The sequence below is a fragment of the Ekhidna sp. genome, from assembly GCF_040220215.1.
Lineage (GTDB): Bacteria > Bacteroidota > Bacteroidia > Cytophagales > Cyclobacteriaceae > Ekhidna.
This window is the reverse complement of record NZ_JAVJTR010000019.1, coordinates 109355-135256: the sequence shown is the minus strand read 5'-3', so window position 1 is coordinate 135256 and position 25902 is coordinate 109355. Positions and strand designations below refer to the sequence as shown.

At 40.5% G+C, this 25902-nt stretch carries 28 protein-coding genes; 15 read left to right on the top strand and 13 right to left on the bottom strand.

Translation table 11 applies throughout. From position 1 onward, the window contains the following. The first annotated feature begins 261 nt into the window (after window positions 1–261). Window positions 262–3531, top strand: coding sequence for a PAS domain S-box protein (locus RIC88_RS13440; RefSeq protein ID WP_350218064.1), 3270 nt, complete (start codon window positions 262–264; stop codon window positions 3529–3531). On the opposite strand, the gene RIC88_RS13435 is transcribed toward RIC88_RS13440, so the two are convergent. Next, a complete protein-coding gene (locus tag RIC88_RS13435; protein ID WP_350218063.1) occupies window positions 3515–4111 on the bottom strand; it encodes a response regulator transcription factor in 597 nt (198 codons plus the stop codon). The genes RIC88_RS13440 and RIC88_RS13435 overlap by 17 nt on opposite strands. Before the next feature lie 78 nt (window positions 4112–4189). Between RIC88_RS13435 and RIC88_RS13430 the strand changes: the two genes are divergently transcribed. The 6 genes from RIC88_RS13430 (at window position 4190) to RIC88_RS13405 (ending at window position 11683) form a co-directional block, all read left to right on the top strand. Next, window positions 4190–5554 carry a response regulator gene (locus RIC88_RS13430; protein WP_350218062.1) on the top strand — a complete coding sequence of 455 codons (1365 nt, stop codon included), beginning with the start codon at window positions 4190–4192 and terminating at the stop codon, window positions 5552–5554. A gap of 69 nt (window positions 5555–5623) precedes the next feature. Further along, on the top strand, window positions 5624–6277 hold the full coding sequence (locus tag RIC88_RS13425) for a response regulator (RefSeq protein ID WP_350218061.1): 654 nt from the start codon (window positions 5624–5626) through the stop codon (window positions 6275–6277). Between the two features lie 133 nt (window positions 6278–6410). Continuing rightward, window positions 6411–6737 (top strand): hypothetical protein, encoded by a 327-nt coding sequence (locus RIC88_RS13420; protein WP_350218060.1) that lies wholly within the window; start codon window positions 6411–6413, stop codon window positions 6735–6737. Window positions 6738–6889: 152 nt separating this feature from the next. Further along, a complete protein-coding gene (locus RIC88_RS13415) occupies window positions 6890–9184 on the top strand; it encodes a PAS domain S-box protein (protein WP_350218059.1) in 2295 nt (764 codons plus the stop codon). Further along, window positions 9177–11048 carry a sensor histidine kinase gene (locus tag RIC88_RS13410; RefSeq protein ID WP_350218058.1) on the top strand — a complete coding sequence of 624 codons (1872 nt, stop codon included), beginning with the start codon at window positions 9177–9179 and terminating at the stop codon, window positions 11046–11048. The genes RIC88_RS13415 and RIC88_RS13410 overlap by 8 nt, the downstream gene beginning before the upstream one ends. Beyond that, a complete protein-coding gene (locus RIC88_RS13405; RefSeq protein WP_350218057.1) occupies window positions 11045–11683 on the top strand; it encodes a response regulator in 639 nt (212 codons plus the stop codon). The genes RIC88_RS13410 and RIC88_RS13405 overlap by 4 nt, the downstream gene beginning before the upstream one ends. 418 nt (window positions 11684–12101) lie before the next feature. Here RIC88_RS13405 and RIC88_RS13400 read toward each other — a convergent pair whose 3' ends face one another. The 10 genes from RIC88_RS13400 to RIC88_RS13355 all read right to left on the bottom strand — a co-directional run bounded on the left by RIC88_RS13400 (window position 12102) and on the right by RIC88_RS13355 (window position 19278). Then, window positions 12102–12755 (bottom strand): lysoplasmalogenase, encoded by a 654-nt coding sequence (locus RIC88_RS13400; RefSeq protein WP_350218056.1) that lies wholly within the window; start codon window positions 12753–12755, stop codon window positions 12102–12104. 167 nt (window positions 12756–12922) lie between these two features. Next, complete coding sequence (locus tag RIC88_RS13395; protein WP_350218055.1) at window positions 12923–13543, bottom strand: hypothetical protein; 621 nt, start codon at window positions 13541–13543, stop codon at window positions 12923–12925. A gap of 134 nt (window positions 13544–13677) precedes the next feature. Beyond that, window positions 13678–14091 carry a hypothetical protein gene (locus RIC88_RS13390; protein ID WP_350218054.1) on the bottom strand — a complete coding sequence of 138 codons (414 nt, stop codon included), beginning with the start codon at window positions 14089–14091 and terminating at the stop codon, window positions 13678–13680. 30 nt (window positions 14092–14121) lie between these two features. Continuing rightward, window positions 14122–15264: an MFS transporter gene (locus RIC88_RS13385; protein ID WP_350218053.1), complete on the bottom strand. Its 1143-nt coding sequence runs from the start codon at window positions 15262–15264 to the stop codon at window positions 14122–14124. An 84-nt stretch (window positions 15265–15348) separates the two neighbouring features. Continuing rightward, window positions 15349–16432, bottom strand: a protein-coding gene (prfB, locus tag RIC88_RS13380) for a peptide chain release factor 2 (protein ID WP_350218052.1) whose coding sequence is annotated in 2 segments (ribosomal slippage) — window positions 15349–16371 and window positions 16373–16432 — 1083 coding nt in all. Because the reading frame shifts where the segments join, the coding sequence is not laid out codon by codon here. Window positions 16433–16476: 44 nt separating this feature from the next. After that, window positions 16477–16665, bottom strand: coding sequence for a type II toxin-antitoxin system HicA family toxin (locus RIC88_RS13375; protein ID WP_350218051.1), 189 nt, complete (start codon window positions 16663–16665; stop codon window positions 16477–16479). Further along, on the bottom strand, window positions 16658–16888 hold the full coding sequence (locus RIC88_RS13370; protein ID WP_350218050.1) for a type II toxin-antitoxin system HicB family antitoxin: 231 nt from the start codon (window positions 16886–16888) through the stop codon (window positions 16658–16660). Before RIC88_RS13370 ends, RIC88_RS13375 begins: the two co-directional genes overlap by 8 nt. Before the next feature lie 18 nt (window positions 16889–16906). Beyond that, window positions 16907–17974, bottom strand: a complete 1068-nt coding sequence (locus RIC88_RS13365) for a branched-chain amino acid aminotransferase (protein ID WP_350218049.1) — start codon at window positions 17972–17974, stop codon at window positions 16907–16909. 33 nt (window positions 17975–18007) lie between these two features. Next, on the bottom strand, window positions 18008–18568 hold the full coding sequence (locus RIC88_RS13360; protein WP_350218048.1) for a cob(I)yrinic acid a,c-diamide adenosyltransferase: 561 nt from the start codon (window positions 18566–18568) through the stop codon (window positions 18008–18010). Further along, window positions 18565–19278, bottom strand: coding sequence for an ABC transporter ATP-binding protein (locus RIC88_RS13355; protein WP_350218047.1), 714 nt, complete (start codon window positions 19276–19278; stop codon window positions 18565–18567). The genes RIC88_RS13360 and RIC88_RS13355 overlap by 4 nt, the downstream gene beginning before the upstream one ends. A gap of 102 nt (window positions 19279–19380) precedes the next feature. Here RIC88_RS13355 and RIC88_RS13350 point away from each other — a divergent pair, with 102 nt between their 5' ends. The 4 genes from RIC88_RS13350 to RIC88_RS13335 are packed head-to-tail and all read left to right on the top strand — an operon-like array spanning window position 19381 to window position 20732. Beyond that, window positions 19381–19797, top strand: coding sequence for a hypothetical protein (locus RIC88_RS13350; protein ID WP_350218046.1), 417 nt, complete (start codon window positions 19381–19383; stop codon window positions 19795–19797). 13 nt (window positions 19798–19810) lie between these two features. Beyond that, window positions 19811–20053, top strand: coding sequence for a DUF433 domain-containing protein (locus RIC88_RS13345; protein WP_350218045.1), 243 nt, complete (start codon window positions 19811–19813; stop codon window positions 20051–20053). Beyond that, window positions 20050–20400 carry a DUF5615 family PIN-like protein gene (locus tag RIC88_RS13340; protein ID WP_350218044.1) on the top strand — a complete coding sequence of 117 codons (351 nt, stop codon included), beginning with the start codon at window positions 20050–20052 and terminating at the stop codon, window positions 20398–20400. Before RIC88_RS13345 ends, RIC88_RS13340 begins: the two co-directional genes overlap by 4 nt. Continuing rightward, window positions 20400–20732, top strand: coding sequence for an MGMT family protein (locus RIC88_RS13335; RefSeq protein WP_350218043.1), 333 nt, complete (start codon window positions 20400–20402; stop codon window positions 20730–20732). Before RIC88_RS13340 ends, RIC88_RS13335 begins: the two co-directional genes overlap by 1 nt. On the opposite strand, the gene RIC88_RS13330 is transcribed toward RIC88_RS13335, so the two are convergent. Then, window positions 20733–21119: a group III truncated hemoglobin gene (locus RIC88_RS13330; protein WP_350218042.1), complete on the bottom strand. Its 387-nt coding sequence runs from the start codon at window positions 21117–21119 to the stop codon at window positions 20733–20735. It lies immediately after the preceding gene. 7 nt (window positions 21120–21126) lie between these two features. Beyond that, on the bottom strand, window positions 21127–22563 hold the full coding sequence (locus RIC88_RS13325) for a sodium:solute symporter (protein WP_350218041.1): 1437 nt from the start codon (window positions 22561–22563) through the stop codon (window positions 21127–21129). Between the two features lie 91 nt (window positions 22564–22654). Here RIC88_RS13325 and RIC88_RS13320 point away from each other — a divergent pair, with 91 nt between their 5' ends. The 4 genes from RIC88_RS13320 to RIC88_RS13305 all read left to right on the top strand — a co-directional run bounded on the left by RIC88_RS13320 (window position 22655) and on the right by RIC88_RS13305 (window position 25890). Further along, on the top strand, window positions 22655–22942 hold the full coding sequence (locus RIC88_RS13320; RefSeq protein WP_350218040.1) for an ATP-dependent Clp protease adaptor ClpS: 288 nt from the start codon (window positions 22655–22657) through the stop codon (window positions 22940–22942). Then, on the top strand, window positions 22942–23550 hold the full coding sequence (gene recR / locus RIC88_RS13315) for a recombination mediator RecR (RefSeq protein ID WP_350218039.1): 609 nt from the start codon (window positions 22942–22944) through the stop codon (window positions 23548–23550). The genes RIC88_RS13320 and recR overlap by 1 nt, the downstream gene beginning before the upstream one ends. A 418-nt stretch (window positions 23551–23968) precedes the next feature. Then, window positions 23969–25231, top strand: a complete 1263-nt coding sequence (locus RIC88_RS13310; protein WP_350218038.1) for a UDP-N-acetylmuramoyl-tripeptide--D-alanyl-D-alanine ligase — start codon at window positions 23969–23971, stop codon at window positions 25229–25231. Next, the gene (locus RIC88_RS13305) at window positions 25231–25890 is read left to right on the top strand and encodes a DUF2461 domain-containing protein (protein ID WP_350218037.1); all 660 of its coding nucleotides are present in this window, start codon (window positions 25231–25233) and stop codon (window positions 25888–25890) included. The genes RIC88_RS13310 and RIC88_RS13305 overlap by 1 nt, the downstream gene beginning before the upstream one ends. The last annotated feature ends 12 nt before the right edge of the window (window positions 25891–25902 follow it).

Sequence of the window (25902 nt, the reverse complement as noted above, 5' to 3'; positions counted from 1 at the left end):
CGAGGCACCTAATCACCTAATCACACTGCTGAACGCATTGTATCTTTAAACAGGAATTTATTCAAAACCTGAACCTAGTTTTTTCAGATAACACATTAATCATTATCTGATACAAATAGACAAAGAGTGACCAATCTAAATCCTTGGTAGTAATGAGGAAATTGATTTAGTTAAAATGCTTAGACACGTAAATCGAATGGTTCAGGGTTCAACGCTTTCAGGTTATTCACATAAATTTATGTCTATTACAAACCAGCTAGTTTGGAAAATCACTTAAACATATCCCACCAAAATGTTTTGGAAGGCATGCCATTCGGTGTGGTTCAGGTTGACCTCAGCGGAAAAATCATTTATGCCAATAAATCCGGGTTTAAGCTTCTCGGTGTAGCATCAGAACAGGAGTTGATTGGTATCCATTATGAATCGTTTGCGTGGACTCAGTTTGATGAAAACGAAGTAACATTATTGCCGGAGGCTCATGCGCTTTATGAAGCTTTGACAAAAAAGCGTGTTGTAACCTCTAGTGTTCAGGGATGCCTGATTGATGGTGAAAGAAGGTGGTATTCAGTAAATGCAGCACCGATTTATGACGATGAGAATGAGTTAGTAGGTGCGATATCCAATTTTGCAGATATCACAGATAAAATTGAAAAGGACAAAAAACAGCAAGAGGAATCTGCCAGGTATCAGATTTTGGTTGAAAATATCAACGGCGTGGTTTGGGAGACCGTCCCTGGTACTCAGACCTTTTCGTACGTCAGTCCAAAAGCAGAAGAACTGTTGGGATTTCCCAAAGATGAGTGGCTTAAACAGGGTTTTTGGCAATCCAGGATTCACAAGGACGACAAAGAGAGAGTTATCTCTTATGAGACAGATAAAATAAAGGAGGTAAATAGTTATCAATTGGAATATCGACTTATTCGTAAGGATGAGCGTGTGATATGGGTTCGGGATTTGGTGGAAGTTGTGAAAGAGCATGACCAGCCAAAAAAACTTCGAGGGATTACGCTAGACATCACTGAAAGCAAGCATTCCCGCATGCTTTTACGTGAGAGTGAACAGAGGTACAAGCAAATGGTAGCAGAGGCTCCTTATGCCATTACTATTTATGATCGAAATGGAACCTTAATTGCCGCGAACGCAAAATGCGCAGAGTACTGGTTGGTTGATCTCAAAGATTACATCGGCCAGTTTAATATTTTCAACAATGATTTGTTTACCTCTGAATCTCAGAAGGCGACAATTGAGAAGGCATTTAAGGGAGAAGTCGGTGAGATAACAGCTGAGATTCCACTCACTCACGCCAATCAATCCCGAAAGACCTATCGACTGAAGTATTATCCATTGTTTGATGCCAACGGAGAACTGGATAATGTGATTTATTTCACCGAAGATATAACAGACTATGTGGAGGCAGAGGAAAAGACTAAAAGGGAAGAATCACTAAAGCAGGGAATCCTGGATGCACTGGATGAAGCAATTCTTGTTATTGATGACAAGGGTTTGATCATTAGCGTAAATAAAAATTTACGTACCTACGTAAAAGGGCAACCATATTCAGAATTGGAAATTGGAAAATCTGTTTTTGAGTTTATTGAATTTTTTGATGAAAGTGATTACTTAAAAAATGGTGTTATGTCCATTTTGAATCAAAAAGTAAGAGTGCTGGACCATGAAATGAAATTGGCGGATGGGAAGTGGTATAATTTACGAGCTACACCTTTGAATGGGCCGTTTGGAGCAGTAATAGCATGGCAGAATATTAATACAAGAAAGGAAATTGAAATTGCATTAGAAAAGTCGCTCAAAAAATACCGAAGCATTTACAACAAAGCTCCCGTAATGATGCATTCGATCAATGACAAATTACAAATTATCAGCGTGAGTGACTTTTGGCTGGAGAAGATGGGGTATGAGCGAAATGAGGTAATTGGTAAGACTCCAATTGATTTTATGGCCCCAGAGTCTTTGGGAAAAATATCCCCAAACCTGAAAAAGCTCTTTGAGTCGGGTGAGGTCAAAAACATTGCCTATAAATATGTGAAGAAGTCAGGAGAGGTGATGGATGTAATCTTATCAGCTGTAGCAGAATATGATGAAGAAGGAAATTTTGAAAGATCCATTACTGGCATGTTGGATGTGACCGAACTGAAAGCGGCAGAGAGAAATCTACAGGAAAGCCAATATAAATTGCTGGAGTCACAGCGTATCTCCAAGATTGCAAATTATGAGTATGTAGTAGACACAGGGCAATTCACCCCTTCAGAGGAGATGATTTCCATGATGGGCTTTGCTCCCTCAGATCGTGATATTTCTGTTATTCAAAAGCTCATTCACCCGGAAGATGTTTCAGGATTTACGAATAAGCTCGAAAGGTGCATTCGAGAAGGGAAAGATTTCTTTCATATTTATCGTATTTATCATTTAATCACAAAAAAGATCAAGTGGATTTCAGGACGTGGCAAAATGATAAAAGATGAAAGAGGAAAAGTCGTTAGAATGATTGGAACAGTTCAGGACATCACGGAGCAAAAGCAAGCGGAAGAGAAGATAAGGCGATTGACAGATCGTATTTTGCTGGCTACAGAAATCGCCAATCTAGGGGTGTGGGAGTATGATCGGGATACCGGAGAGATTTTCTGGGAAGATCAGATGTACGCTATTTTCTCCAATACAAATACCCCACTTTCCCACAAGGAACTGCAGGATTATTTTATCGGGGATGATAAAAAAGTGCTAAAAGAAAGCCTTAAAATGATTAGGGATGGGATCAATTTCTTAGAATCTGATTTTAGAATAAAGGTTGATGAGGAAGAGAAGTATTTAAGGGCATTTACCAGGATTCTAAGAGACGAAAAATCTAGGATAAAAGGGATGGTGGGTGTCATCTATGACATCACCGTTGATAAAAGATTGCAAAAGCAACTGGAAAAATCCCTTGATGAAAAGAATGTGTTGATCAAGGAAGTTCACCACCGGGTTAAAAACAACATGCAGCTAATTTCTTCTATACTGGCATTAAAATCTTATGAGCTTGACAATGATAAATCCAGGGCCATCTTCAATGAGGTAAATGACCGCATCAAAGCTATGGCGGTTATTCATGATAAGTTGTATACGTTTTACAATGTTTCAGAAATCAATGTGGGGGAATATTTAAATCATATTGCTAAGGAGCTTCAAGTTTTACAAGGAACTTCAAACATTAGGATTGAAGTAATTACAAGGCGTATTATTCTGGACGTGGAAAAAGCACTTTTAATAGGCTTGATGGCGAGCGAAATGGTGGCCAACGCAGTAAAACATGGCTTTAAAAAAGATCAGAATGGAACCATTACCATTCATTTTGTCAAGCAAGGAAGAGGTAAAAAATTCACTCTTAGAGTTCTCAATGACGGTAAAAAGATGGAACCAAATATTCTAGAGAGCAGTACCGGACTAGGTGTATCCCTGGTGAAAACATTCGTGAAACAACTTGGTGGCACGGTAGAAGTAGATGAAAAAGATAACGGACTTAAAGCGACTTTTTAAAAGTAGCTGAATACTCTATCAGGGTATGAATAAGGCCACTGGTTGTTTTGGAATCAATTTTCCTCATGATATTGCCTTTGTGGGCATTGACCGTTCTTACGCTCAAATCCAATTTTTGTGCAATCTCCTCATTAGTTAAGTCTTGCATGATCAGAATCAAAATTTCATTTTCCCGATCGGTCAAGGATTTCACTTTTTCAGCCATTTCATTGGCCTTGTTGGAAAAAAGCATTCCTATCATTGTTTCATCATAGTAAATATCATTATTCATTGCCATCTGGATCGTCTTCAATATTTCAGATGCTTCCATGTTTAATGAAAAGATTCCATTTATGTCATATTCAGACGTATACTGGATCAGTAGCGGACGTATTTCATAGGCAAATAAAACGATTGGCACACCAGACCTATAAGGTGTCATTTCGTTAGGTGATATTGTTTCTGTGTCAACAACAATAATGTCCAGGCCTTCCTTGAAATCAGGAGCCATTGAAAGGGTTTTCGGACATATTTCATCAAGAATAAGGAATAGATAATTAGCTAGTGAAGTATTTTTTGATACGATGAAAATCTCTTTCATATTACAGCTCGTTTCTTAGTACTTACAATTGTAATATCTCACAAAATCTTATAAATTGATAGTAATCACGCAGAACCTATGGGAAAAATTTTAGTTGCGGAAGACTCGCTCATTGTCAATCAACATATCAAGCATGCATTAGAATCCGGAGGTCATGAAGTGCTGTCAGTATACTCAGGAAAAGAAGCCGTTTCAGTAGCGTCACAAGAATTTCCTGACCTTATCCTAATGGATATCATGATGGAGACCAACTCAGATGGTATTGATGCTGCCTATGAGGTAAAACAGAAACTCGATATTCCAATCATTTTTTTGACAGCTCTTACTGATGAGCCCACGATCGAAAAGGCAAAGTTCAGCCTTCCATACGGGTATGTTGTAAAGCCATTCAATGAAGCAGAGCTCTTATCCAACATTGATGTTGCACTCTACAAGGCTCAGGCGGAAAAGAAAATCAAAGAAAATAGTGAGCTTTTTCAGGCCATTATTAATTCGATTGATAAAGCCATCTTCCTTCTTGATGAGACTGGAAATATTAAGTACACAAATTCTGTTGCTGAGGGGGTCACTTCAAGGTCTTTTGATCAGTTGATGGATCGGAATATTAATGAAATACTGGAGTTTAAAGATGAAGATGGAGGGAGGCATGCCAATATAATTGGTATGGAGGATGCCACAGAGATGGAACTAATACTGGGCAATTCCGAGAAAGTATTTGGTGACTTCTATTCACATAAAGTTTCTCTGGACGAAAGCTATACCTTGTTTTTTTTCAAGGACATCACAGAGCGTGTACGGATCAGGGAAGCCAATGAAGATATGAAGAATCGCCGCTTACTGTCTTTTATAGAAGGGCAGGAAAAAGAGCGCGAACGGATTGCACGTGATCTTCACGATGGTGTTGGTCAGATAGCTAACATGATTAAGTTAGCTGTAAAAAAGGGCGATACAGGGGACACTTTGGCGGATATGGTAGATCAGTTTCTGGATGAAATGAGGAAGGTTACTGACGGATTGCTACCTACACTTTTGAGTGATTTCCCAATTGATGTGTGCATTAAGAAAATTGTGGACCAGGCAAACAAGAGCTCCAATGTACGGTTTGAATTCCAGGCAGAAGACCTCCCGGACCTGGACATGAAACATAAGGTGAATATTTACAGGATCACCCAGGAAAATATTTCAAATATCATCAAGCACTCAAAGGCCAAGACAGCCTCAATTCAGCTCTATGGTTTCGAGAAGCACCTTCAAATGACCATAGAGGATGACGGTGATGGCTTTGAAATAGGAGATTATGATAAGGAAACCTCTCACCATGGTATACAGAATATCCTGTTTAGGGCTGAAGTTTTAAATGCAGAGTGTAATATTGATTCCAAAAAAGGATCAGGTACTTTTATTAGTTTAAAAATTCCGCATGAAATGAGCGTTAAAAATTGACATCTTATTACCTTGTATGGGTTGATTTTTAAAATGAATTTCTAGTGGCAAAGATGAACCACAATTCACATGAAAAAAACTAAACTATTTCTCGTTGAAGATCACGAACTGGTTCGAAAGGGCGTTCGGAGTATTATAGATTTAGACCCCTCTATTGATATCATGGGGGAATATGATCGAGCATCAAAGGCTATTGAAGCTATGAATGGTGGGGATATGCCGGATATCATATTGATGGATATTTCCATGCCTGAGATGACCGGATTGGAGGCTTCTAAGCTCATCGGGGATAAATACCCGGATGTAAAAATCATCATTTTGAGTATGTACAAAGATGAGGAATATGTAATGGAGGGGCTAAACTTTAATATCGCCGGGTATGTAGTAAAAGACAGTGTGGCTGATGAGATTTTGGTTGCGATTGAAAAAGTCAACGATGGTGGAAAATTTTTCAGCAGGGAGGTGATAGACACTGCACTCAATTCTTATAAAGAGATAAAAAAAGAAAAAAAGAAAGCAGAAAGTGTTCAGCTGACAAAACGCGAAATAGAAGTCCTAAACGACATATCAGATGGCTTAAAAAGTCAGGAAATAGCCGAAAAACTATTTATAAGCGAGCGAACGGTAGAAGCTCACAGAGGCAATATCATGAAAAAATTACATGCTAAAAACATGGCAGAACTCATCAAGAAAGCAATGAATTTAGGTTTAATCACCCCGTGATTTTTAGTGATAATGACTAACTGAACTATAGTAGTTTCCATAGATAAATCCAACCTTCTCATTCATTAAGTTTGGTTTAATTAAGCGCATACTGACATATAAAACCACCGTTTTATAACAGTAACAATAAGCTATGATTATATCAGAGGCTCACCAAAAAATCAATGCACTTAGAGAACTAGTGCCTGAGGGGTTTGTATTCATTATAGACACTACAGACCGGTCATTTGTGTACAAATCGAAAGAAAGCTCAGATTGCGAGCAGCGCGTCATCTCATTGGACATGGATCATGGCATTGATAAACTCACCAAAAGTGTTGACTTCTATCTCCACGAGGATGAGACATCCAATGTTAAACTTTCCAGAATAGCACAAAATACTTTTATCGGTGTTTGCGTGCCGAAAAAGAGATGCTCAGAAAAGCAGTGGAATTTGGCCATTGATTATCTGAGAAATTAAAATATAAATGATCAGTGATAACTGGTCTTATATTCGAGTATAGGATTCCCTTGATGATTTTTGAATTGATTTTGCGTTGAACTATCTTTAGATAGGGAGTTCTTTGTTCTTCATTTTTTTTCGTGTTGTTTGCTGAACTGATGTAAATCGTGATGAAAAAGCTACAAAAACTTGAAGCAGAAGAGGGGGAATTAGTGCTCAAAGGTGAATTGTTTGAGGCGCTGGCTCAAAACACTTCACTAGAGAAAGGTATTCAGGACATACTCCAGATTCTCACTAAATTTTATGATGCCCTTATCGGAGAATGCTGGCTCAACTCCCCCTGCATTCATAAGGATTTGACTTTTTTCACTACCTACGGGGATAGTAAAAGCAACGGAATGCAAAGCGATCATCGTGCCTCAGGATCAGGATTTATAGGAGAATTATATAACCTCAGGAAACCAATTGTTTTAAATGATCTACAGTTGAATGAAGGGTTCTTAAGAAAGGATTTCGCCAAAAAGAATGACCTGACCTCTGCTATGGGCATTCCATTGGTTATTAATGGGAAGGTCTCAGGAGTGTTCTGCTTTTTCCGACAGCAAGAGAATTTCAGTCAATCCGAAGTATTGCCAAGATCGATGATCCGCTCCATTGCTTTATGGGTTGATGGACTAATCAATAAGCAAATAAGTGAGGCCTTTTTCCGGTTATCAAACAACTTTTTTGTAATAGGGGATATGAACGGCAATTTTCTGCAAGTAAACCATGCTTTTCTACAATCACTGGGTTATAAGGAAGAGGAAGTCATTGGTCAATCCTACACAAAGTTTATCCATCCGGATGATATCAAACCAAGTGTAAAAAACACAGAAAAAGTATTTAAGGGTCAACCAACTATCGTTTTTGAAAACAGGTACAGATCAAAATCCGGTGATTATATCTGGATCAGCTGGTCCACTATTACGGATATGGATCGTAAACTCGTTTACGCATATGGAAAGGATATTACAGAACTTAAAGTCGCTCAGCATGAGTTGGAAGAGAAATCTTTTAACCTAAAAGAACGGGTCAAGGAGCTGAACGGGCTTTATTCCATTCTCAAAATACTTAGTGAACCAGAAAAATCCTTTGATGATAAACTTTCCTTAATTATTGAATTTATTCCTTCATCGTTTCAATTCCCGGAAATCACCTGTGCAGCCATAGAAGTTGGAGGCAAACGTCATGAGACCACCTATTTTAAAAATTCCAATACCAGGCTTAGTGCTCCAATCGTGGTTGGCGGGGAAACTGTTGGAAGGCTCACGGTTTATTTGACAGGAAATAAACAACATGGTTTTCTTAGAGAGGAAGAATCACTTGTAGAAACAGTAGTAAGTAATATTTCCAGGGCTTTGGAATTGGAAAAATCCAGGTCGTTGGTTCATCGACTATCTTTAATTGCAAAAGAAACGATCAATTTTGTGTTCATATGCGATGAGCAAGGACGCATTGAGTGGGCGAATGATGCTTTTGTACTAGATACCGGATATAATCTGGAAGAGATAGAAGGGAAAAAACCGGCAGATTTTTTACATGGCCCGGAAACGGACCATGAAGTAAGAGACCAATTACATAATGCTGTGATTAATCACGAACCCTTTTCCTGTGAATTATTAAAATACAAAAAAGACAAAACACCTTATTGGGTTTCCATTGAAGGCAAACCACTGAAAGATCCTATCAACGGAAGCATTCACTACTTTCAGATCGAAACGGATATAACCGGAAAAAGAAAAGATCAGCAATTGCTGAGGGAAGCAGAACAAAATGCCAGACGGTTTGCAAGTGAGTTGAACCGTGTGTTGGAAGAAGAGCGGGCTCATTGGGCGCGAGAGATTCATGATGAGTTTGGGCAACAGCTATCCGGGATTAAAATGTCCCTTGCCACTTTGAATCGTATCAATTTTGAGCCTGAAGCCAGCCAACTGATTGTCACGGATGTAGTGAAAAGCCTGGAAGAGGCCACCAAATCATTAAAGGCATTCTCAATGCAGCTGAGACCCGGCATACTGGATAGTTTGGGTATTTCAGAAGCAATTAGCTGGTTGGTAGACGAATTCGCAAAAAAATCCGGAACTAAGGTGAAAAAGCAAATTGAGAGCAATGGAGTTACATTAGATAACAGTACATCAAATGCCATTTTCAGAATCTGCCAGGAGACATTGAACAATATCGCAAAGCATGCGAATGCAACATTGATTGAGGTAGGTTTTTATATTGATGATGAAGAGGTTACTTTATCAATAATTGATAATGGAGTGGGCATGAGAGATTCCAGTCTCAATGATCCATTTTCTATGGGCCTGCTCGGCATGAAGGAGAGAGCCCATCTTGCAGGAGGGTCGTTGGAGATTGAAAGTGATGAAGGCAAGTACACAAAGGTCAAATATCACCAGCTATTAACAGCTGAAAATGAGTGAGTGGGGGGCATATACCGAAGAGGTTCTGGATCAATTTCAGCAGCACATCTGCATTCTGGATAAGGATGGAGAAATTCTGTTTATCAATAAAGCCTGGAAAGTATTTGCAGCAGAGAATGGAGCTTCATCGAATGCTTTTAAAGGGGCTAATTATCTGCGGGTAGCAAACCAGGCTGATAAAGAAGCTAAAACCTTTATCTCAGAAATCAAGAAAATACTGGCTGGCAAAATAAGGCATTCAGAAGTTCACTATCCGTGTCATTCTCCCACTGAAAAAAGGTGGTTTAAAGCTACCGCCAGGCCTCTGAAGCTTAAAGACAAATTATATGTGCTCGTGATTCATGAGAATGAATCTGATAAGTTCAAATCCGTAGCGGAAAAAGAGCAGCTAAATAAAAAGCTAAAAGCAGAGCAGCAAAGACTTTTACAGATATTTAATGAAGCTCCTGTAAGCATGGCAATTGTTAAGGGTAAAGACCATGTTTTTCAGGCAGCCAACGAGGCATACTATCGGCTAACCAATAGAACTCCGGATATTATAGGTAAAAACGTGAGAGAGGTCTTTCCGGAGCTTGAAGGTCATGGATACCTGGAATGGCTGAATAAGGTGTATATTACGGGAGAGACCTTTTCCGGCAATGAAATACTCTTTTATTTCTATCCGGAGGGGAGTGATGAACTGGAAGAAAGGTACCTCAATTTTGTGTATCAACCCTATAGAAACGAGGAAGGAGCGATAGAGGGTATATTTTATACCGGAGTGGATGTCACAGAGCAAGTAGTTGCCAGAAAGAAAATTGAGGAGAGTGAAAGCCGATTATCTTCAATTTTCGAAAATTCCAACTATAGTACCCTGCTGTGGAAGGTAGAATCTAACGGGTACTACTTTGAAGAGATCAATTCAAATGCGATAGCATTTTTTGGAGTAGATGTATCAAAAAATGAATTGATTGGAATGTCGGCTCAGTCTTTTTTTAGGAAGTATTTGCACTTAAAAATCTCTGAAAGTAAATGGATTGACAGGTATGATGCTGTAAAATCTTCGAAAAAGATCATGTCATTTAATTATGAAGTTGAAGGCGCAAATGGAAGTATCATCACCGAAGAAAGCATTATTCCAATCTTTGACAAAGAAGAGGTCACGCATATTCTGGTAATTACCAGGGATATCACAGATTTAAGAAAGGATCAGCAGCTACTCGTTGAAGCTTCAGAGAAAACCAGTCGATTTGCGAGGGAACTAAACAGGATACTGGAGGAAGAACGCGCTCACTGGGCGCGTGAGATACATGATGAATTTGGCCAGCAGCTGTCCGGGATTAAAATGTCCCTTGCCACTTTGAGCCGTATCAACTTTGAGCCTGAAGCAAGTCAATTGATAATCTCAGATGTGGTGAAAAGCCTGGAGGACGCAACACGAGCATTGAAATCATTTTCAACTCAACTGAGACCGGGCATTCTCGATAGCCTGGGTATCTCGGGGGCCGTGGAGTGGCTGGTGGATGAGTTTGAGAGGAAATCAGGAATTAAGACCAATAAACGAATAAATGAAAATGGTATTTCCATAGATGGAGATGTTTCCATCGCCATCTTCAGAGTTTGTCAGGAGACCCTGAATAACATTCACAAACATGCAAAGGCATCTTTGGTTGAGGTTGTTTTCCAAATCAATGAAAAAGAAATAATTTTGGAAATAACTGATAACGGAATTGGAATGTCACGTTCTAAACTTAATGATCCATTCTCTATGGGTATACTGGGGATGAGGGAACGGGCCCAACTTACAGGTGGGTCGCTCGAGATTGACAGTGAAGAAGATAAGTATACCAAAATCAAATATCACCAGCTGGTGAAAAACTTATGAAGAAAGAAACCAGGATATTAATCGCGGATGATCATGCGACAATACGCACAGGTCTCAAGCATATATTGACAAGTGCGTTTTCTCCTGTTTCTTTTGGTGAAGCGATTACTGGTTCTGAAACGCTAAGAAAAATATCCGGGGGCGACTGGGATTTAGTTATTCTGGATATAAATATGCCGGGAAAAGACGGATTGGAGGTTCTCACTGAAATTAAAGAAAATGATTATAGCGCACGCGTGCTTATATTAAGCATGTATACCGAAGACCAGTTTTCTGTTAGGTGCATAAAAGCGGGAGCCTTTGGGTATCTTTCAAAAAATGCAGACGATAAACAAATAGTTGAAGCAGTTCAAACCATCTTGAATGGAAGAAAATATATCAGTCCGGATGTAGCCCAGCTCTTATCCATTGAGCTGGTACAGGGACATGAAGGCCAGCCTCATGAGTCATTATCGGATCGGGAGTTGCAGACTTTTCTAAAAATAGCTGTTGGTAAATCTGTAACTAAAGTAGCCGATGAACTGAATCTCAGTGTCAGTACCGTCAATACGTATCGATCCCGTGTTTTCAAGAAGATGAATGCGAAATCCAATGCTGACTTAACAAGGTATGCGATGGACAACAAATTGATATAAACCTCAGTTCGATATAAAACCAATAAAAAACCTACCCTAAGGTCACTCAGAGCCTTTTTTAGTTGGAAGTGCGAGGGAAAAAAGGCGTGGAGTCTTTCTTATTCGAAGAGATTCCACGGCTTCCAACCCACTATCAGCCCAGTGAGCCTCTGAATGACGGTTTTTTGTTGGTTTTAAAAATGCTTACGTCGAACTCAGGTTAACTCTATTCTCTCAACGATTAAATCTCTCTGCTCCCTCTGTGTAGTTCTCCTTCCCTCTGCGGTTAAATTTTTTACCCTTTCCCTGCGGTTGGTTAAAACTCCGCTTTCTCCGTGATACTTCTCAGTTCTCACAGCGGTTAAACTCTTTTTCTCCGTGGTTTGATTTTCTTAGCTCCCTCTGCGGTAAACCCTCCCTTTCTTTGCGGTTAAAGATTTCACTCCGCATGCTTCAATAACCCTATCACCAGCAGCAACTGCGCGGCACAATACGTAATCATAATCCAAACACCTGCATATGGAATGGCCGTGTGAAACGAATTAAACGCCAGGATAGAGTCGGATAAGACAAATAACAAACTCCCATAAAGCGCCAGCTGATAGCTCTCTTGTGACGTATTCCCCTCCCTCAATCGCGCCATGATGGCCATGGTCATAATCACCAATCCATAAACTATAATTGGTAGCGTAAAATCTCCGGCTGGTAGCAATACATAGAACAGGATAATCCCATAGCCAAGGAATGGCAGCACTTTCATCAGATTCAGTGATGGACGCTGATAACTCGATTTTCTTAATACCACCACGTAGGTGATTTGAGCTATCAGGAATAAACCGATCCCGGCCATGAAAAAAGTCTCCTCAGCCTGATACATCAGCACCACGTCTCCCAGCCAGGAAAACAGCAAGGCGAGGCAAATAAGCAATATTCTTTTGGTGGTCTTACCAATGCTGGATTTGTACACGTAGACCATGAGTAGCGGCATCAGCAGTGGCTTGGTGAACTGATCAAGTACTTCAGAAGGAATAACCTTGGCGACTATGTTGGCTGCTGAAACGGCTATGTAAAACCAGAATATGAGGTTAAGCATGGTTAGATGTTTAAAGATGGCAATCTAAAAAGGTAGAATGAGATTGGCAATTGTTGTCTGTCTATAAGCCTTCCTGATTTATTTCACGGTTTTAGTGAATGTATCTGCTTTATTAAATATATCAATTTTACACTAGCTACTGGTTCGAGGGAAGCGTGAGACTCTTTCTATGAATAAATCGCAATCGCCCAGGTGATATAGAACCAACCCACAGCCAACCAGCTAATCGGATGAATGCGCTTCAGGCTCTGCCAGTCGTACACAAAGAAGGACAGGAAAAAGGCATGCCAGACCAGGATGTAAAATAGCTGCCAGTTGTCTACCTGAAATACCTCGGAGACACGACCCATGATAGGCTCAATGGGTAAGACAATGGCCCAGAAGATAAATCGCTTGTGTTTGATCCGGTCTTTTCGGTAGAGATACGCAAGGAGAATGAACGTAGCAAAGCTGACCATAAGTAGCCGGTTCGCTTTCACAAACGGCTCCATAGCGTCCCACCCTTTGAAAATGGCTATAAAGACATAGAGTGTGCTGAGAAACACTCCAATTGCCAACACAAAACCGACCTTTCCCCACTTCATGTGTACGGCGTACTTTTTTCGAGCGATGAAGTAGGACTGTGCGACAAAAGTCCCAAACCAAGCAAACATGAACAGCCCGTGTACAATGAACTTGGGATCACTGTTACTTTTCTGACCAACATCCGTGAATAAGTTGTCAGAAAAGGCAATGACAGAGAGCACAAAAAGCAGGGTGCTAACGATCGGATAATAATAGGTTTTCATGTGTTGGTGGGTGAGAGCCTACCAAATATACATTTAGTTGCCCTTAAAAAGCAGGTAAACAAACTCTCACTAGTCCTCATTTCTAACCAAGGCTTCCTAAAACACTATCTAGCGCAAAAGAACCTTACAGGGATCTAAACCCACTTGACATTGTATCTATTGAGTTCTAAATCCAATGTTTGTAGGGAGGTTTTATCAATTAGCTGTGTATCAAATTTAAGCTTTTTATCAGCTGCCCGAATGATATACTCACCTGCAAATCGTTTAATCTGGGTGGCTTCTGAAAGCAGAATAGATGAGGTGTTGAGGAAGTCATTGACAAACAAATAGCCATCTTTAATGGTGATGTAAGGTTTTAAAAAACGATATCCGTGTAAGCCGGCATTCATTCCACCCACCACTAGCCACATGTAGAAAGACCATTTACCTGGACCAGATGAAATTAATTGTAAAAGAATTATCATGATCCAAATGGAAGCAATTATCAAATAAGTTTTTAAGAGCTTTTTACGATATTGAAAATGCATATCGGTGATAGCTTTCTTCAAATCTAATATTTATTTACAGTTAGACGTAAATCACCTCCCCTTAAACAACAAATACACAAATGCCAGAAAAGCTAAACTTCCACATCCTGTAAATACAATCGCAAAGTTATCGGGGCTGCCATTGTAAATCTGGCCGGCCAGCAAGGCACCCATACCTATACCAATCTCCAGTGCCATGAAAAGGGTTGAAAATCCCCGACCCCTGAATTTATCTGGTGCCAGGTCAGCCGCCCATGCAAATAGAGCCGGTGACGATAAACCATACCCTGCACCAAATATTAGTGCCCCCGTAAATAAGTGAAATGCAGAAGTAGAATGACCAATGTAGATGGATCCGGTACCGACAATCAGCATAGCAGCAATCAAGACTTTTCTTCTTCCAAATTCATCAGATAGCCTTCCGCCCACCACGCGAGAAACGAGTGATGTTATAGTGAAATAAGAAAAGAACAACCCCTTATTAGCAATTCCTAAAGAGACGCTAAGATCGGGCGCTAACGTCAACGCTGCTCCAAACGAAAATGTCACCAGCATCATCACTACCGAAGGAACCAGCACTGTTGGCTCATAAATATCAGAAGCATTGATTTTTAAAAGTTGGCGAGAAAACTTCTGTTTGTTCTCAACCGTTTCTTTCATCCCTGCCAATACAACGACTGATAGGATGGCTACTCCGGCACTACTATAAAAAAGTGTTTCAATAGAGCTATGAAGCGCTATTTCACCACCTATGTAGTTTCCCATTCCCATTCCGGTCATTCCAAAGAAGCTCAGAATGCCCATTCCTTCGCCACGCCTGTTTATTGGAACGATATCCGCTACATAAGCCGCGGTTCCTGTTGGTTTGAATCCGGTAGAGAAACCATGAAGGAATCGGATAAATAAGAATGCATAAATATTCAGAAAGAATGGATAGAAGAGTGAAACCACTGCAGTCACCGTACATCCAAACACCATGACAGGTATTCGTCCCCAGGTGTCCGTTAGCTTCCCGCTAAATGGACGGGATATGAGTGCGGTCAGCGTGAAAAAGGTGATGTGCAGTCCAATGTAATCTTCCCCGTCGAACGTCCGCATAAAATCAGGAAGCTCGGGAAGTACCATATTGAATGAGCCAAAAAACAGGAAGGAACTTAAGGAGAGCAACCAAAAATTGAGTGAATATTTTTTCATACTTCATTTCCCCCTTTGGAGGGGGTAGGGGAGGATTATTTACAACATCAATAATGAAAGGAGCATTCTGCTTTAGTAATTAGCTTACTCCTCATCATGAAGAAGATAAGCCTTGATATAATCATTTAAATCCCCATCCAGTACGTTTTGCACATCCGTTCGCTCATAACCTGTTCGGGCGTCTTTGATGAGTTTGTAAGGATGCAACACATAATTTCGAATTTGCGATCCAAAATCAATCGCTTTTTTTCCAGCTTCGATATTTGCTCGCTCTTTATTGCGCTTCTCAATCTCCATCTGATAAAGCTGTGACTTTAGCATTTGCATCGCTCGTTCCCTGTTTGCTAACTGAGAGCGTTCCACCTGGCAAACAACCACAATTCCTGTCGGCTTGTGAGTTAGTTGCACTTTGGTCTCCACCTTGTTTACATTCTGACCTCCGGCACCACCGGATCTGGAAGTGTGCAGTTCTACATCTGCCGGATTAATTTCTATTTCAATGGAGTCGTCTGCAACAGGATAAACATATACGGATGCAAATGACGTATGTCTTCTACCACCACTATCAAAGGGAGAAATTCTCACCAACCGATGAACACCGTTCTCAGATTTTAAATAACCATAAGCTAGCGGCCCATCAAATTCCAACGTCACGGATTTCACACCTGCTACATCCCCGGCTTGATAGTCTACCTCACGAACTTTATAACCGTTCGCTTCGCCCCACATGATGTACATCCGCATGAGAATCCCGGCCCAATCATTACTTTCCGTGCCTCCTGCACCAGGTGTAATTTGAAGCATGGCAGAGAGCTGATCTTCCTCTTCTCCCAGCATCTTTTTCAGTTCGAGCTCTTCCAACTGTTTTAATGCTGTGTCGTGCGCATCTTCCAGCTCTTCGTCAGTGGCTTCACCTTCCTGATTAAATTCAAAAAGTGTTTCCACGTCTCCAAGAGAAGTTTCCACTTCTTCAAAGCTTTCGGTCCAGGTCTTCAACCCCTGGATTTTTTTCATGGTTTTTTCCGCCTCGTCGGGATTATTCCAGAAGTCTGGTTGGGCGGTTACAAGTTCTAATTCTTCGAGATCTTTCTTACGACCATCATAGTCAAAGGTACCCCCTCAAGGCATTAACACGAGCCTTTAAATCTTTCAATTCGTCTGTTGTCATAACATGCTAAAAATTGCAGTGGCGAAGATAGTAGAGACCAAGGACTATTCAAGTCCCGCTTGCTTTAAAATGGCATGGAATGTTCCTTTCGGCAAATCCTTTTTCGGGTGCGGTACTACTGCTCGAGTTCCATTTGGGTGTTTGAAGATATGATGACTCCCTTTTGTTCGGTGAAGTACGAAACCTTCCTTTTCTAAAAGTTTTATCAGCTTTTTAGAGCTGTAGTCAGGCATAATTTATTTGAAGATTGTACTCTAGGAGATTTTCATCGCTAGGTATTGGCAGGTTGTCTGCTTTTAATGATTCAATATAAAGTTCTATAGCTTCTTTGGCGTTCGTCTTTGCTTCTTCAAGAGTTGATCCATAAGTGATACATCCCTGAAGGCTAGGTACCGATACTGTGAAACCTCCTTCCGGCTCTTCCTTTAATAAAATCCGATAATTGAAGACTTCCATGCTATAAAGTTAGTAATATCACCCAATCTTCTTGATCCACCCGTACTTATCTTCAATCTGTCCCATCTTGATCCTGGTAAGGGCATCTAACAGTTGATTAGAAATCTTACGGGTTTCGATTGCTGGAAGTGTATAGTCTGTTCCTTCATAACCGATCACAGCAATATGGGATACAGTTGCAGCAGTGCCAATACCAAATGCTTCAGTTAACGAACCATTTTCAATTGCTTCAATGACTTCATCTACTTTGATTGGTCTTTCTTCAACATTTAATCCCCAATCTCTTGCAAGGATAAGAGCACTCTCACGAGTAATTCCCGGAAGAATCGAATCGCTTGTTGGCGGAGTAATCAACGTGTCATTGATCACGAACATAATGTTCATGGTGCCTGACTCCTCAATAAATTCATGTGTTTGACCATCCGTCCAAACGAGCTGATGGTATCCTTGAGCTTGAGCTTGTCTCGCCGGATAAAGGGAAGCGGCATAATTGCCTGCTGTCTTAGCGGCTCCTACTCCTCCCTTAGATGCACGGGTAAAATGTTTTTCGATTTTCACTTTCACAGGCTCAGAGTAGTATCCTCCAACGGGCCCTGTTAGCACAATAAATTTGTAAGTCTCAGAAGGTCTAACCCCAATAAACGGATCATCCGCAAACTGGAAAGGTCGTATATATAATGAAGTGCCAGGCTTATTCGGCACCCAATCTTTATCTAAAGAAACCAACGCTTCAATGGACTCTAAGAATAGCTCCTGTGGGACAGGCGGCATACACATGCGTTCAGCGCTTTTAATCAGGCGCTGAGCGTTTGCTTCAGGACGAAAGATTAAGATTTCACCTTGCTCATTTTTATGAGCTTTCAAACCCTCAAAAATACTTTGTGCATAGTGAAGTGTCGCGTTTGCCGGACTTAGTGAAAGGTTTTGATAAGGAGTAATTCTAAGGTCAGTCCACTCTCCATTTTTATAATCGGCCACAAACATGTGGTCAGAGAAGGTCTTACCAAATGCGAGGTTATCAAAGTTGATTCCTGGCAATTTTGAGTTTTGAGTTTCGGTGATTTGGATATCCAACGTCTCAGTCATTTTCTACAGTCTTTGGGTTGAAATGGGGTTATTTCAATCAGACTTAGGTGACCAAGGCACTTCCTGTACACCTAAAATGTGCCCGATTGCGCGCGCAAAGATGAACAAATAATCAGACAATCTATTCATGAACTGTAATATTGACTCATCTACCGGCTCGTGAGCATTTAACGAAATGATGCTTCGTTCGGTTCTGCGACACACTGTACGGCAGATATGAGCAAGCGAAACTGCAGGATGCCCACCGGGTAGAATAAAGTTTTTTAATGGAGGTACTTCTCCATCAAATTTATCAATCCAAACTTCGAGTTGTTGTACTTCTGTTTGGGTCACTTTTGGCAATTCAAATCCCTTAAAATCAGCTTCAGTAGCCAATATACTACCGATGGAAAAGAGATGTTCCTGAATCCAGTAAAGTTGCTGTTTAAGCCTGTTTTCTACGTCTTCATGGTCTTTTAGATGACCAATGAACGAATTAAGCTCATCTACATTTCCATAAGCTTCAATGCGCAAATCTGCCTTCGAAACTTTTTTTCCTCCTAAGAGGGAAGTTTTTCCTTTATCTCCGGTCTTGGTATAGAGTTTGGCACTCATGCAGGCACTTTAGACGATCTCACATTTTTATTTACTTCATCTGTTTCAATGAGCCCGTCCCGCATTCTAACAATCCTGTGAGAATACTCTGCAATGTCTTCTTCGTGTGTTACCATGATAATTGTGTTCCCTTTATCATGCAGCTCCTGAAACAAATCCATAATATCATAAGAAGTTTTTGAATCCAGGTTTCCTGTCGGCTCATCGGCTAAGATGATGGATGGATCATTTACCAATGCTCTTGCGATGGCAACTCTTTGTCGTTGACCTCCCGAAAGTTCATTGGGTTTGTGATAAGCTCTGTCTCCTAACCCTACTCCAGCAAGCGCCTCTAAAGCTCGTTCTTCTCTGTCTGCTGAATTGTATCCCGCGTAAACCAACGGCAATGCTACGTTTTCAAGCGCAGAAGCTCTTGGCAGTAGGTTGAATGTTTGGAATACGAATCCTATTTCTTTATTTCTGATTTCAGCAAGCTCATTTTCTGTTAAGTCGCTTACATCATGACCATTCAAAACATAAGTGCCATCTGTGGGTGTATCCAGGCAACCGATGATATTCATCAACGTGGACTTTCCAGACCCTGATGGTCCCATGAAAGCAACATACTCGCCTCTATCAATGTTTATTGAAATGGATTTGAGAGCCATGATGATTTCACTTCCCATCACGTACTTTTTCGAAACTTCAGTGGTGTTTATAATGCTGCTCATTTGCTGTTTTTATATTCGGCTAAAGTAAAAAATTATGGTCAGGCCTTAGCAAGACACTAAGACGTTTTTTAGATAGTTTTGGTTCTCATAATGTTACACACTATGCTGACTATTTTCCTAAGTCTTTTGTTTGTCCCTCAACTTTCCGGTTGGGAATTATTATCCTCTGTGGAAATCGTAATGGGGCATGATGACTTTATGGGGGCCGAAGTTGAGCAACCTAAATTTTCTGAGCAACTAAAATTACGGGAAGGGAAAGAGTTGACCCTTGAGGGGTTTATAATCCCACTTCAGCAGGAGAGCGATCAGGACTATTTTGTACTTTCCAGGTTCCCTTATGCCTCTTGCTTTTTCTGTGGTGCCGCTGGTCCTGAGACAGTTGTGGAGGTTTACTCCGATCGGGAATTCAGGTTTACGGACGAGCGTGTGAGGGTAACCGGCAAGCTTCGGCTGAATGATGACAATCCGCTCCATCTATTTTATATCCTTGAAAATTGTGAGGTTAGAAAACTGGATTGATTATTTTTATTGTATGAATTGGCAAGAAAGAATAGAGTCAAAAAAAGACACCTTATCAGGCAAGCCCGTGATTAAAGGAACTCGCTTATCTGTAGAGTTTATACTGGAACGTTTAGCTGATGGATGGTCAGAGGCGATGCTTTTAGATAGTTACCCACAACTTAAGAAAGAAGATCTTCAAGCAGTTTTTGCCTATTTAAATGAGTTTGTCAAGGATGGACTTATAGCGGAATTAAGGCCATTAGTTTCTAAATGAAATTTTTAGCAGATGAAAACTTTCCTGGGCCAAGTGTTTCTATTTTAAGAGAGAAACAAATAGATGTAAAATGGATTGCTGAAACTGCTCCCGGAATTCCCGATGAAGATGTGATTAATCTTTCTAATGATGAGGATCGAGTCATTTTAACCCATGATAGTGACTATGGCGAGTTAATTTACAGAGTTGGGCACCGACCAAAATCCGGTGTGATTTATTTTCGACTGAGTGCTTTTAAGCCTTCGGATCCAGGAGATATTTTGATAGAAATATTAAAATCTTACAGTTCTTTCACGGGTAGATTGGTGGTTATTGACGGAAACTCCATCAGAGAACGGAGGTTTTAATGGACAAGGAAAGCTTCTTTCAGGACGTTTATGATGTTGCGAAACTCATCCCAAAAGGAAGAGTGACAAGCTATGGAGCTATTGCCAAATATTTAGGTGTCGCCAGGTCGGCACGTGTAGTGGGCTGGGCGATGAATGGAGCTGTGGCTGAATACGATGTTCCGGCACATCGGGTAGTAAACCGAATAGGTGTGTTAACCGGAAAACATCATTTTCAATCACCTACCAGGATGCAAGAGCTTTTAGAAGCAGAAGGCATTAAGGTGAAAAATGATCAAATCGTCAACTTCGAAAAGCACTTCTGGGATCCGATGAAAGAGTTGGATTTGTAATTAGCTCAAACTACGAGCCTGATAAATCTTTATGAACATGATATTGGCAATGTTGCTGGCACGCTGTTTTGCCATCTCAGCTTTCTCACCCGAAAACATCGAATCGGTGGTTTGATGCCATATTTCTACCCATCTGTTAAAATGTTCTTGTCCCAATGTGTGATTCAGCGTTTTATCTACCTTTTGATGAAGTGCCATTGGATTGCCTTTGTATGGACCTGATGAAAACAAGGTAGCTTCCCAAAAACTGGCTACTTTTTGAATATGTGGCTCCCAGTCATCAACGAATTGGTAAAATATCGGACCCAGCATTTCGTCTTTTTTAGCCAGATTGTAAAAAGAGTCCACCAATCGGTATAGATCTTCAGGTGTCTCAATATCTTTCATTGTGGTATTAATTTCGTCTGATGATTAACAACCCAAGGAACATAATCAATCCATTCAGGATTAAAATCTCAAACCCGAATTTATAACCACCGAGAAGTGCTTCTGAGTTTAGGTTAATGATATAACTTAAAAGCGGAGATAAAACAGAAACGAGCGGTACAAATCCATCTTTGACGTCCCATTTTGTGAAGATTCCAAAAGCAAATAGTCCAAGCAGAGGTCCATACGTGTACCCTGCGGCTATAAATATGGAATTGATTACGCTTTGATCATTAATCGCCTGGAAAATGAGTATAACAAAAAAGAGAATGATGGAAAAACCAAAATGAACTCCAACTCTTAACTTCTTTCGTTCCTCATAGTTCTCCTTTTTGAACCCAAGGAAATCAACACAAAATGAGGTAGTGAGAGCGGTAAGGGCCGAATCTGCACTGGAATAAGCTGCAGCGGTTATGCCTAGTAAAAAAGTAATCGTGCCAATTGTTGAGAAGTTATTTACGGCCAGCATCGGAAAGAGATTGTCTGATCTATCCGGCATGGCTATGCCACCTATTTCGGCATATTGATAAAGCAAAACCCCGAGGCTTAAGAATAGGAAATTCACAATCACAAGAATGACACAAAACCAAAACACATTCTTTTGAGCCTCCCCAATATTCTTACACGTCAGGTTTTTTTGCATCATATCCTGATCTAGTCCGGTCATTACAATCGCGATAAATGCACCACTTAAAAATTGCTTAAAAAAGTTGGTTCCGCTCTGCCATTCCCAATTAAAAATAGTTGATCTGGAATCCTGAAACAGGCTTGAGGTCAATTCCGTCCAGGTCCACGAAAGTTCGTTTTTGATAAAGAGTATGCTAACTACAACAGCTACTAACATGAATGCGGTTTGGAGAGTATCAGTCCAAACGATGGTTTTAATGCCGCCTTTAAAAGTGTAGAGCCAAATGAGAATAATCGTGGTTAAGACGGATATCCAAAAAGGAAGATCATAAGCATCAAAGAAGGCGATCTGCAAAACACCAGCCACTAAAAACAATCGGAAACTTGCACCAATTATCCGGCTGATCAGGAAAAAGAAAGCACCGGATTTGTAAGACCAAAACCCGAAACGCTGTTCTAAATAGGTATAGATCGAAACAAGGTTGAGTCGATAGTATAAGGGAAGTAAAACTTTGGCGATGACGAAATAGCCCACCAAATACCCAAGAACAACCTGAAAATAATAGAAGTTGGAGTTGGCCACTTCTCCGGGAACTGAAATAAAGGTAACTCCTGACAATGACGCACCAATCATTCCAAAGGCCACCAGATACCATTTTGACTCTCTGCTGGCGGTATAAAAGTCCGTGGCTTTGGCATTTCGAGAGGTCAACCAGGAGATGCCAATGAGCAAAATGAAATATCCAAGAACGATTGCGCCAACGAAAAGTGGATTCATAGTGTTAAGTAATTAAATGCGTCTGCAAATTACGAATCATGTTGATTGTAGCGCAATTATTAATTTTGCAGTAAATCAAGAGGCAAGAAGTATGAGTACTGATTTTGAAATCGAGATAGAGGAAGAAATAAAGACTGGTGAGGATATCGGAAATGAGAGCATGCGGGATCTCATGGTTTACAATGACGACTTTAACACCTTTGATCACGTCATCAATACACTTGTAAAAGTGTGTAAACATGATGTTCATCAGGCGGAGCAATGTACTTTTCTAATCCACTACAAAGGAAAATGTGCGGTGAAAAAGGGTGCTTATGAAGAGCTAAAGCCGATGAGAGAAGGAATAACCTCAGCGGGCATAAAGGCCAACATTGTCTAATGGAATATCCTTCGCAGTTGGTAGAGCGGGCAGTTGAAGAGATTTCCCGATTACCGGGAATAGGAAAGAAAACCGCTCTTCGTCTCGCATTGCATCTCTTAAAACAACCGGAAGACGCTACCATTGAGCTTTCATCTGCTTTAAAAGAATTACGAGAAAAAATTAAGTACTGCAACACATGCCATATCATTGCTGATACCGAGGCATGCACTTGCCAAAATGCGTACAGGGACACATCTGTTATTTGCGTGGTGGAAGATACTCCTGATGTGCTCGCCATAAGAAATACTGGGCAGTACAATGGTCTTTTTCATGTATTGGGTGGCCGTATTTCTCCAATGGATGGAATAGGTCCGGAAAATGTAAAGATTGAATCGTTAATAAATCGAGTAAGAGGAGATGATCAGGTGAAAGAAGTAATACTGGCCCTTAGCGCTACTATGGAAGGTGACACCACCTCCTTTTACATTACCAAGCTGCTAAAGGAATTTGGAATCAAAGTGACCACAATTGCACGAGGCATCCCTGTGGGCAGTGAATTGGAATTTGCCGACGAGGTTACATTAGGCAGAAGCATCGCCACAAGAACCCTGTTTAGTCAGGAGTAGTTATACCAAATAGTCTTGATGCTTTTGATATAAAACTTGTCATATTGAATGCAATGAAATATCTCTTTTTTAAGAAGAGGCAAAACGATCATCTAAATTGTAATTACAGAGCAAAGATTTTTCCTATCGTCGAAAAGACAAGTTTTAATATTAAATGCTGTAGATAATTAGGATCAATACTCAATCCTTTCTCCTACCCCCACTCCTTAAATTTTGTGATAGTAATACCGCTATACCAAGGGCCATAATCAGAAAAATCCATCGAGGATTCCCCTCTTCATACGTCTTTAGCAAATACCAAACGCTGAGAAACATGGCGAGAACAATTCCCGCAAAAGCGAGGGGTCTGATGAGTCTGGGATTCATGTGGTAAATATAGGAACCACATAATTGGATAGTAAAAGATATTTTTGTCCCAATGGGTGATTTTATTGAATTCTTATACTCCAGGTTTTTGCTGAGCGATGGTGTTTCCATCGATACCAGAACCATTAAAAAGGACAACCTTTTCTTTGCGATCAGCGGGCCTAATTTCAATGCCAACGAATTTGCAAAAGAAGCGCTGGAAAAAGGAGCTGCTTATGCTGTGGTAGATGATAAGAAGTTTGCGACTGATGAGCGTATCATATTGGCTCAGGATAGCCTGAAAGCACTTCAAAACCTTGCAGTGTTTCATCGAGATAGATTTAAACGACCGGTCATTGGAATAACAGGCTCCAATGGTAAAACGACCACCAAAGAACTGATATCCCGTGTGCTTTCTGAAAAATATGTGGTACATGCCACCAAAGGAAATTATAACAACCACATTGGAGTGCCACTCACGCTATTACACATTCATCCGCAGGTGGAAATTGCGATCATCGAAATGGGCGCAAACCATGTAGGCGAGATCGCGCAATTATGTGATTTAGCAAAACCAACACATGGATTGATTACCAACATCGGTAGGGCCCATACTGAAACTTTTGGAGGGATTGAGGGAGTAATTCGAGGGAAAAGCGAATTATTCGACTTTTTGAGAAAGAATCAGGGAATGCCATTTATAAACATGGGCGACTCTGTGCTCTCCAACATGGCTAAGCGATTCGAATCGCCGGTACGATATCCACAGAAAGATTTTAAACTTATGGCTTCAATGCCGTTTGTGCACGTTTCCCTCAATGGAAGCGAAAAGGAAACTCAGGTAATTGGACGGTACAATTTTACAAATATGGCAGCAGCCGTTGCTGTTGGGAGATTTTTTGAAGTAGCTGACGATGCAATTCTAAATGCAATCACAGCTTATGAGCCAGACAATGCCAGGTCTCAGATCATAAAAAAAGGGAAAACAACCATTATTCTGGATGCGTATAATGCGAACCCTGACTCTATGAAAGTGGCACTGGACAATCTGGCTGAACAAAAAGGGAATACGTTGGCGGTCCTTGGTGATATGAATGAGTTGGAGGATTCGAACTCACATCACATGGAAGTACTGGCCTATGCGAAAAAAGTTGGGGTGAAGCAAGTTTTAACTGTGGGACAAAAGTTCGGGCGGGTTGCAGATCCGGATTTCCATTTTAATTCTAAGGAGGATTTAGAGGCGGAGCTTAAAAAAATAGATTTTGCTAGCACTACTGTCCTTTTAAAAGCATCTCGTTCGATCAAATTAGAAAGCGTTTTAAAAAGCATAGCCTAATGGACTTACAATTCACCCTTGATTTTCTGTCGGATCTGTCCAGGCACAACAACAAAGAATGGATGGATGAGAATAGAAAAAGATATCAGCAAGCCAAAGAAGAGGTACTTGAGCTGATATCAGAAATTATTCAAAAGACTGTTCCTTTTTTCCCGGCTATCTCCGGTCTGGATCCTAAAAAGACATTGTTCAGGATCAATAGAGATGTGCGGTTTAGTAAAAACAAAGACCTGTATAAAACCAACTTCGGTGCTTCGATATCAGAAGGAGGAAAGAAATCGGGTAACCCCGGTTTTTACCTTCACATAATGCCCGAGAATAATTTTGCGGGAGGGGGTGTATATCAACCACCTTCAGATATCCTTCAAAAAATCAGACAGGAAATCGACTACAATGGCAAGGATATCAAAGCCATTATTAAGAACGATAAGTTTAGAAAGACGTTTGGGGAGCCATTCATGGAGGATAAGCTAAAAACTGCCCCAAAGGGATACCCTAAGGATCATGAGCATATCGAACTACTTCAATTGAAGCACTATATCTACATGAAGAAGTTTTCCGATAAAGAGGTCATTTCAAAAGGGTTTTCCGACAAAGTGGTTGAGACTTATCAAACACTACAGCCCTTTAATAACTTTCTGGCTCGCGCGATGGATTAAAATTATTTTCCT

Excerpts from the sequence above, each read along its gene's own strand:
- RIC88_RS13435 (WP_350218063.1), bottom strand. The coding sequence starts at position 4,111 with ATGAAAGAGATTTTCATCGTATCAAAAAATACTTCACTAGCTAATTAT.
- RIC88_RS13430 (WP_350218062.1), top strand. The coding sequence starts at position 4,190 with ATGGGAAAAATTTTAGTTGCGGAAGACTCGCTCATTGTCAATCAACAT.
- RIC88_RS13425 (WP_350218061.1), top strand. The coding sequence starts at position 5,624 with ATGAAAAAAACTAAACTATTTCTCGTTGAAGATCACGAACTGGTTCGA.
- RIC88_RS13420 (WP_350218060.1), top strand. The coding sequence starts at position 6,411 with ATGATTATATCAGAGGCTCACCAAAAAATCAATGCACTTAGAGAACTA.
- RIC88_RS13415 (WP_350218059.1), top strand. The coding sequence starts at position 6,890 with ATGAAAAAGCTACAAAAACTTGAAGCAGAAGAGGGGGAATTAGTGCTC.
- RIC88_RS13410 (WP_350218058.1), top strand. The coding sequence starts at position 9,177 with ATGAGTGAGTGGGGGGCATATACCGAAGAGGTTCTGGATCAATTTCAG.
- RIC88_RS13405 (WP_350218057.1), top strand. The coding sequence starts at position 11,045 with ATGAAGAAAGAAACCAGGATATTAATCGCGGATGATCATGCGACAATA.
- RIC88_RS13400 (WP_350218056.1), bottom strand. The coding sequence starts at position 12,755 with ATGCTTAACCTCATATTCTGGTTTTACATAGCCGTTTCAGCAGCCAAC.
- RIC88_RS13395 (WP_350218055.1), bottom strand. The coding sequence starts at position 13,543 with ATGAAAACCTATTATTATCCGATCGTTAGCACCCTGCTTTTTGTGCTC.
- RIC88_RS13385 (WP_350218053.1), bottom strand. The coding sequence starts at position 15,264 with ATGAAAAAATATTCACTCAATTTTTGGTTGCTCTCCTTAAGTTCCTTC.
- RIC88_RS13375 (WP_350218051.1), bottom strand. The coding sequence starts at position 16,665 with ATGCCTGACTACAGCTCTAAAAAGCTGATAAAACTTTTAGAAAAGGAA.
- RIC88_RS13370 (WP_350218050.1), bottom strand. The coding sequence starts at position 16,888 with ATGGAAGTCTTCAATTATCGGATTTTATTAAAGGAAGAGCCGGAAGGA.
- RIC88_RS13365 (WP_350218049.1), bottom strand. The coding sequence starts at position 17,974 with ATGACTGAGACGTTGGATATCCAAATCACCGAAACTCAAAACTCAAAA.
- RIC88_RS13360 (WP_350218048.1), bottom strand. The coding sequence starts at position 18,568 with ATGAGTGCCAAACTCTATACCAAGACCGGAGATAAAGGAAAAACTTCC.
- RIC88_RS13355 (WP_350218047.1), bottom strand. The coding sequence starts at position 19,278 with ATGAGCAGCATTATAAACACCACTGAAGTTTCGAAAAAGTACGTGATG.
- RIC88_RS13350 (WP_350218046.1), top strand. The coding sequence starts at position 19,381 with ATGCTGACTATTTTCCTAAGTCTTTTGTTTGTCCCTCAACTTTCCGGT.
- RIC88_RS13345 (WP_350218045.1), top strand. The coding sequence starts at position 19,811 with ATGAATTGGCAAGAAAGAATAGAGTCAAAAAAAGACACCTTATCAGGC.
- RIC88_RS13340 (WP_350218044.1), top strand. The coding sequence starts at position 20,050 with ATGAAATTTTTAGCAGATGAAAACTTTCCTGGGCCAAGTGTTTCTATT.
- RIC88_RS13335 (WP_350218043.1), top strand. The coding sequence starts at position 20,400 with ATGGACAAGGAAAGCTTCTTTCAGGACGTTTATGATGTTGCGAAACTC.
- RIC88_RS13330 (WP_350218042.1), bottom strand. The coding sequence starts at position 21,119 with ATGAAAGATATTGAGACACCTGAAGATCTATACCGATTGGTGGACTCT.
- RIC88_RS13325 (WP_350218041.1), bottom strand. The coding sequence starts at position 22,563 with ATGAATCCACTTTTCGTTGGCGCAATCGTTCTTGGATATTTCATTTTG.
- RIC88_RS13320 (WP_350218040.1), top strand. The coding sequence starts at position 22,655 with ATGAGTACTGATTTTGAAATCGAGATAGAGGAAGAAATAAAGACTGGT.
- recR (WP_350218039.1), top strand. The coding sequence starts at position 22,942 with ATGGAATATCCTTCGCAGTTGGTAGAGCGGGCAGTTGAAGAGATTTCC.
- RIC88_RS13310 (WP_350218038.1), top strand. The coding sequence starts at position 23,969 with ATGGGTGATTTTATTGAATTCTTATACTCCAGGTTTTTGCTGAGCGAT.
- RIC88_RS13305 (WP_350218037.1), top strand. The coding sequence starts at position 25,231 with ATGGACTTACAATTCACCCTTGATTTTCTGTCGGATCTGTCCAGGCAC.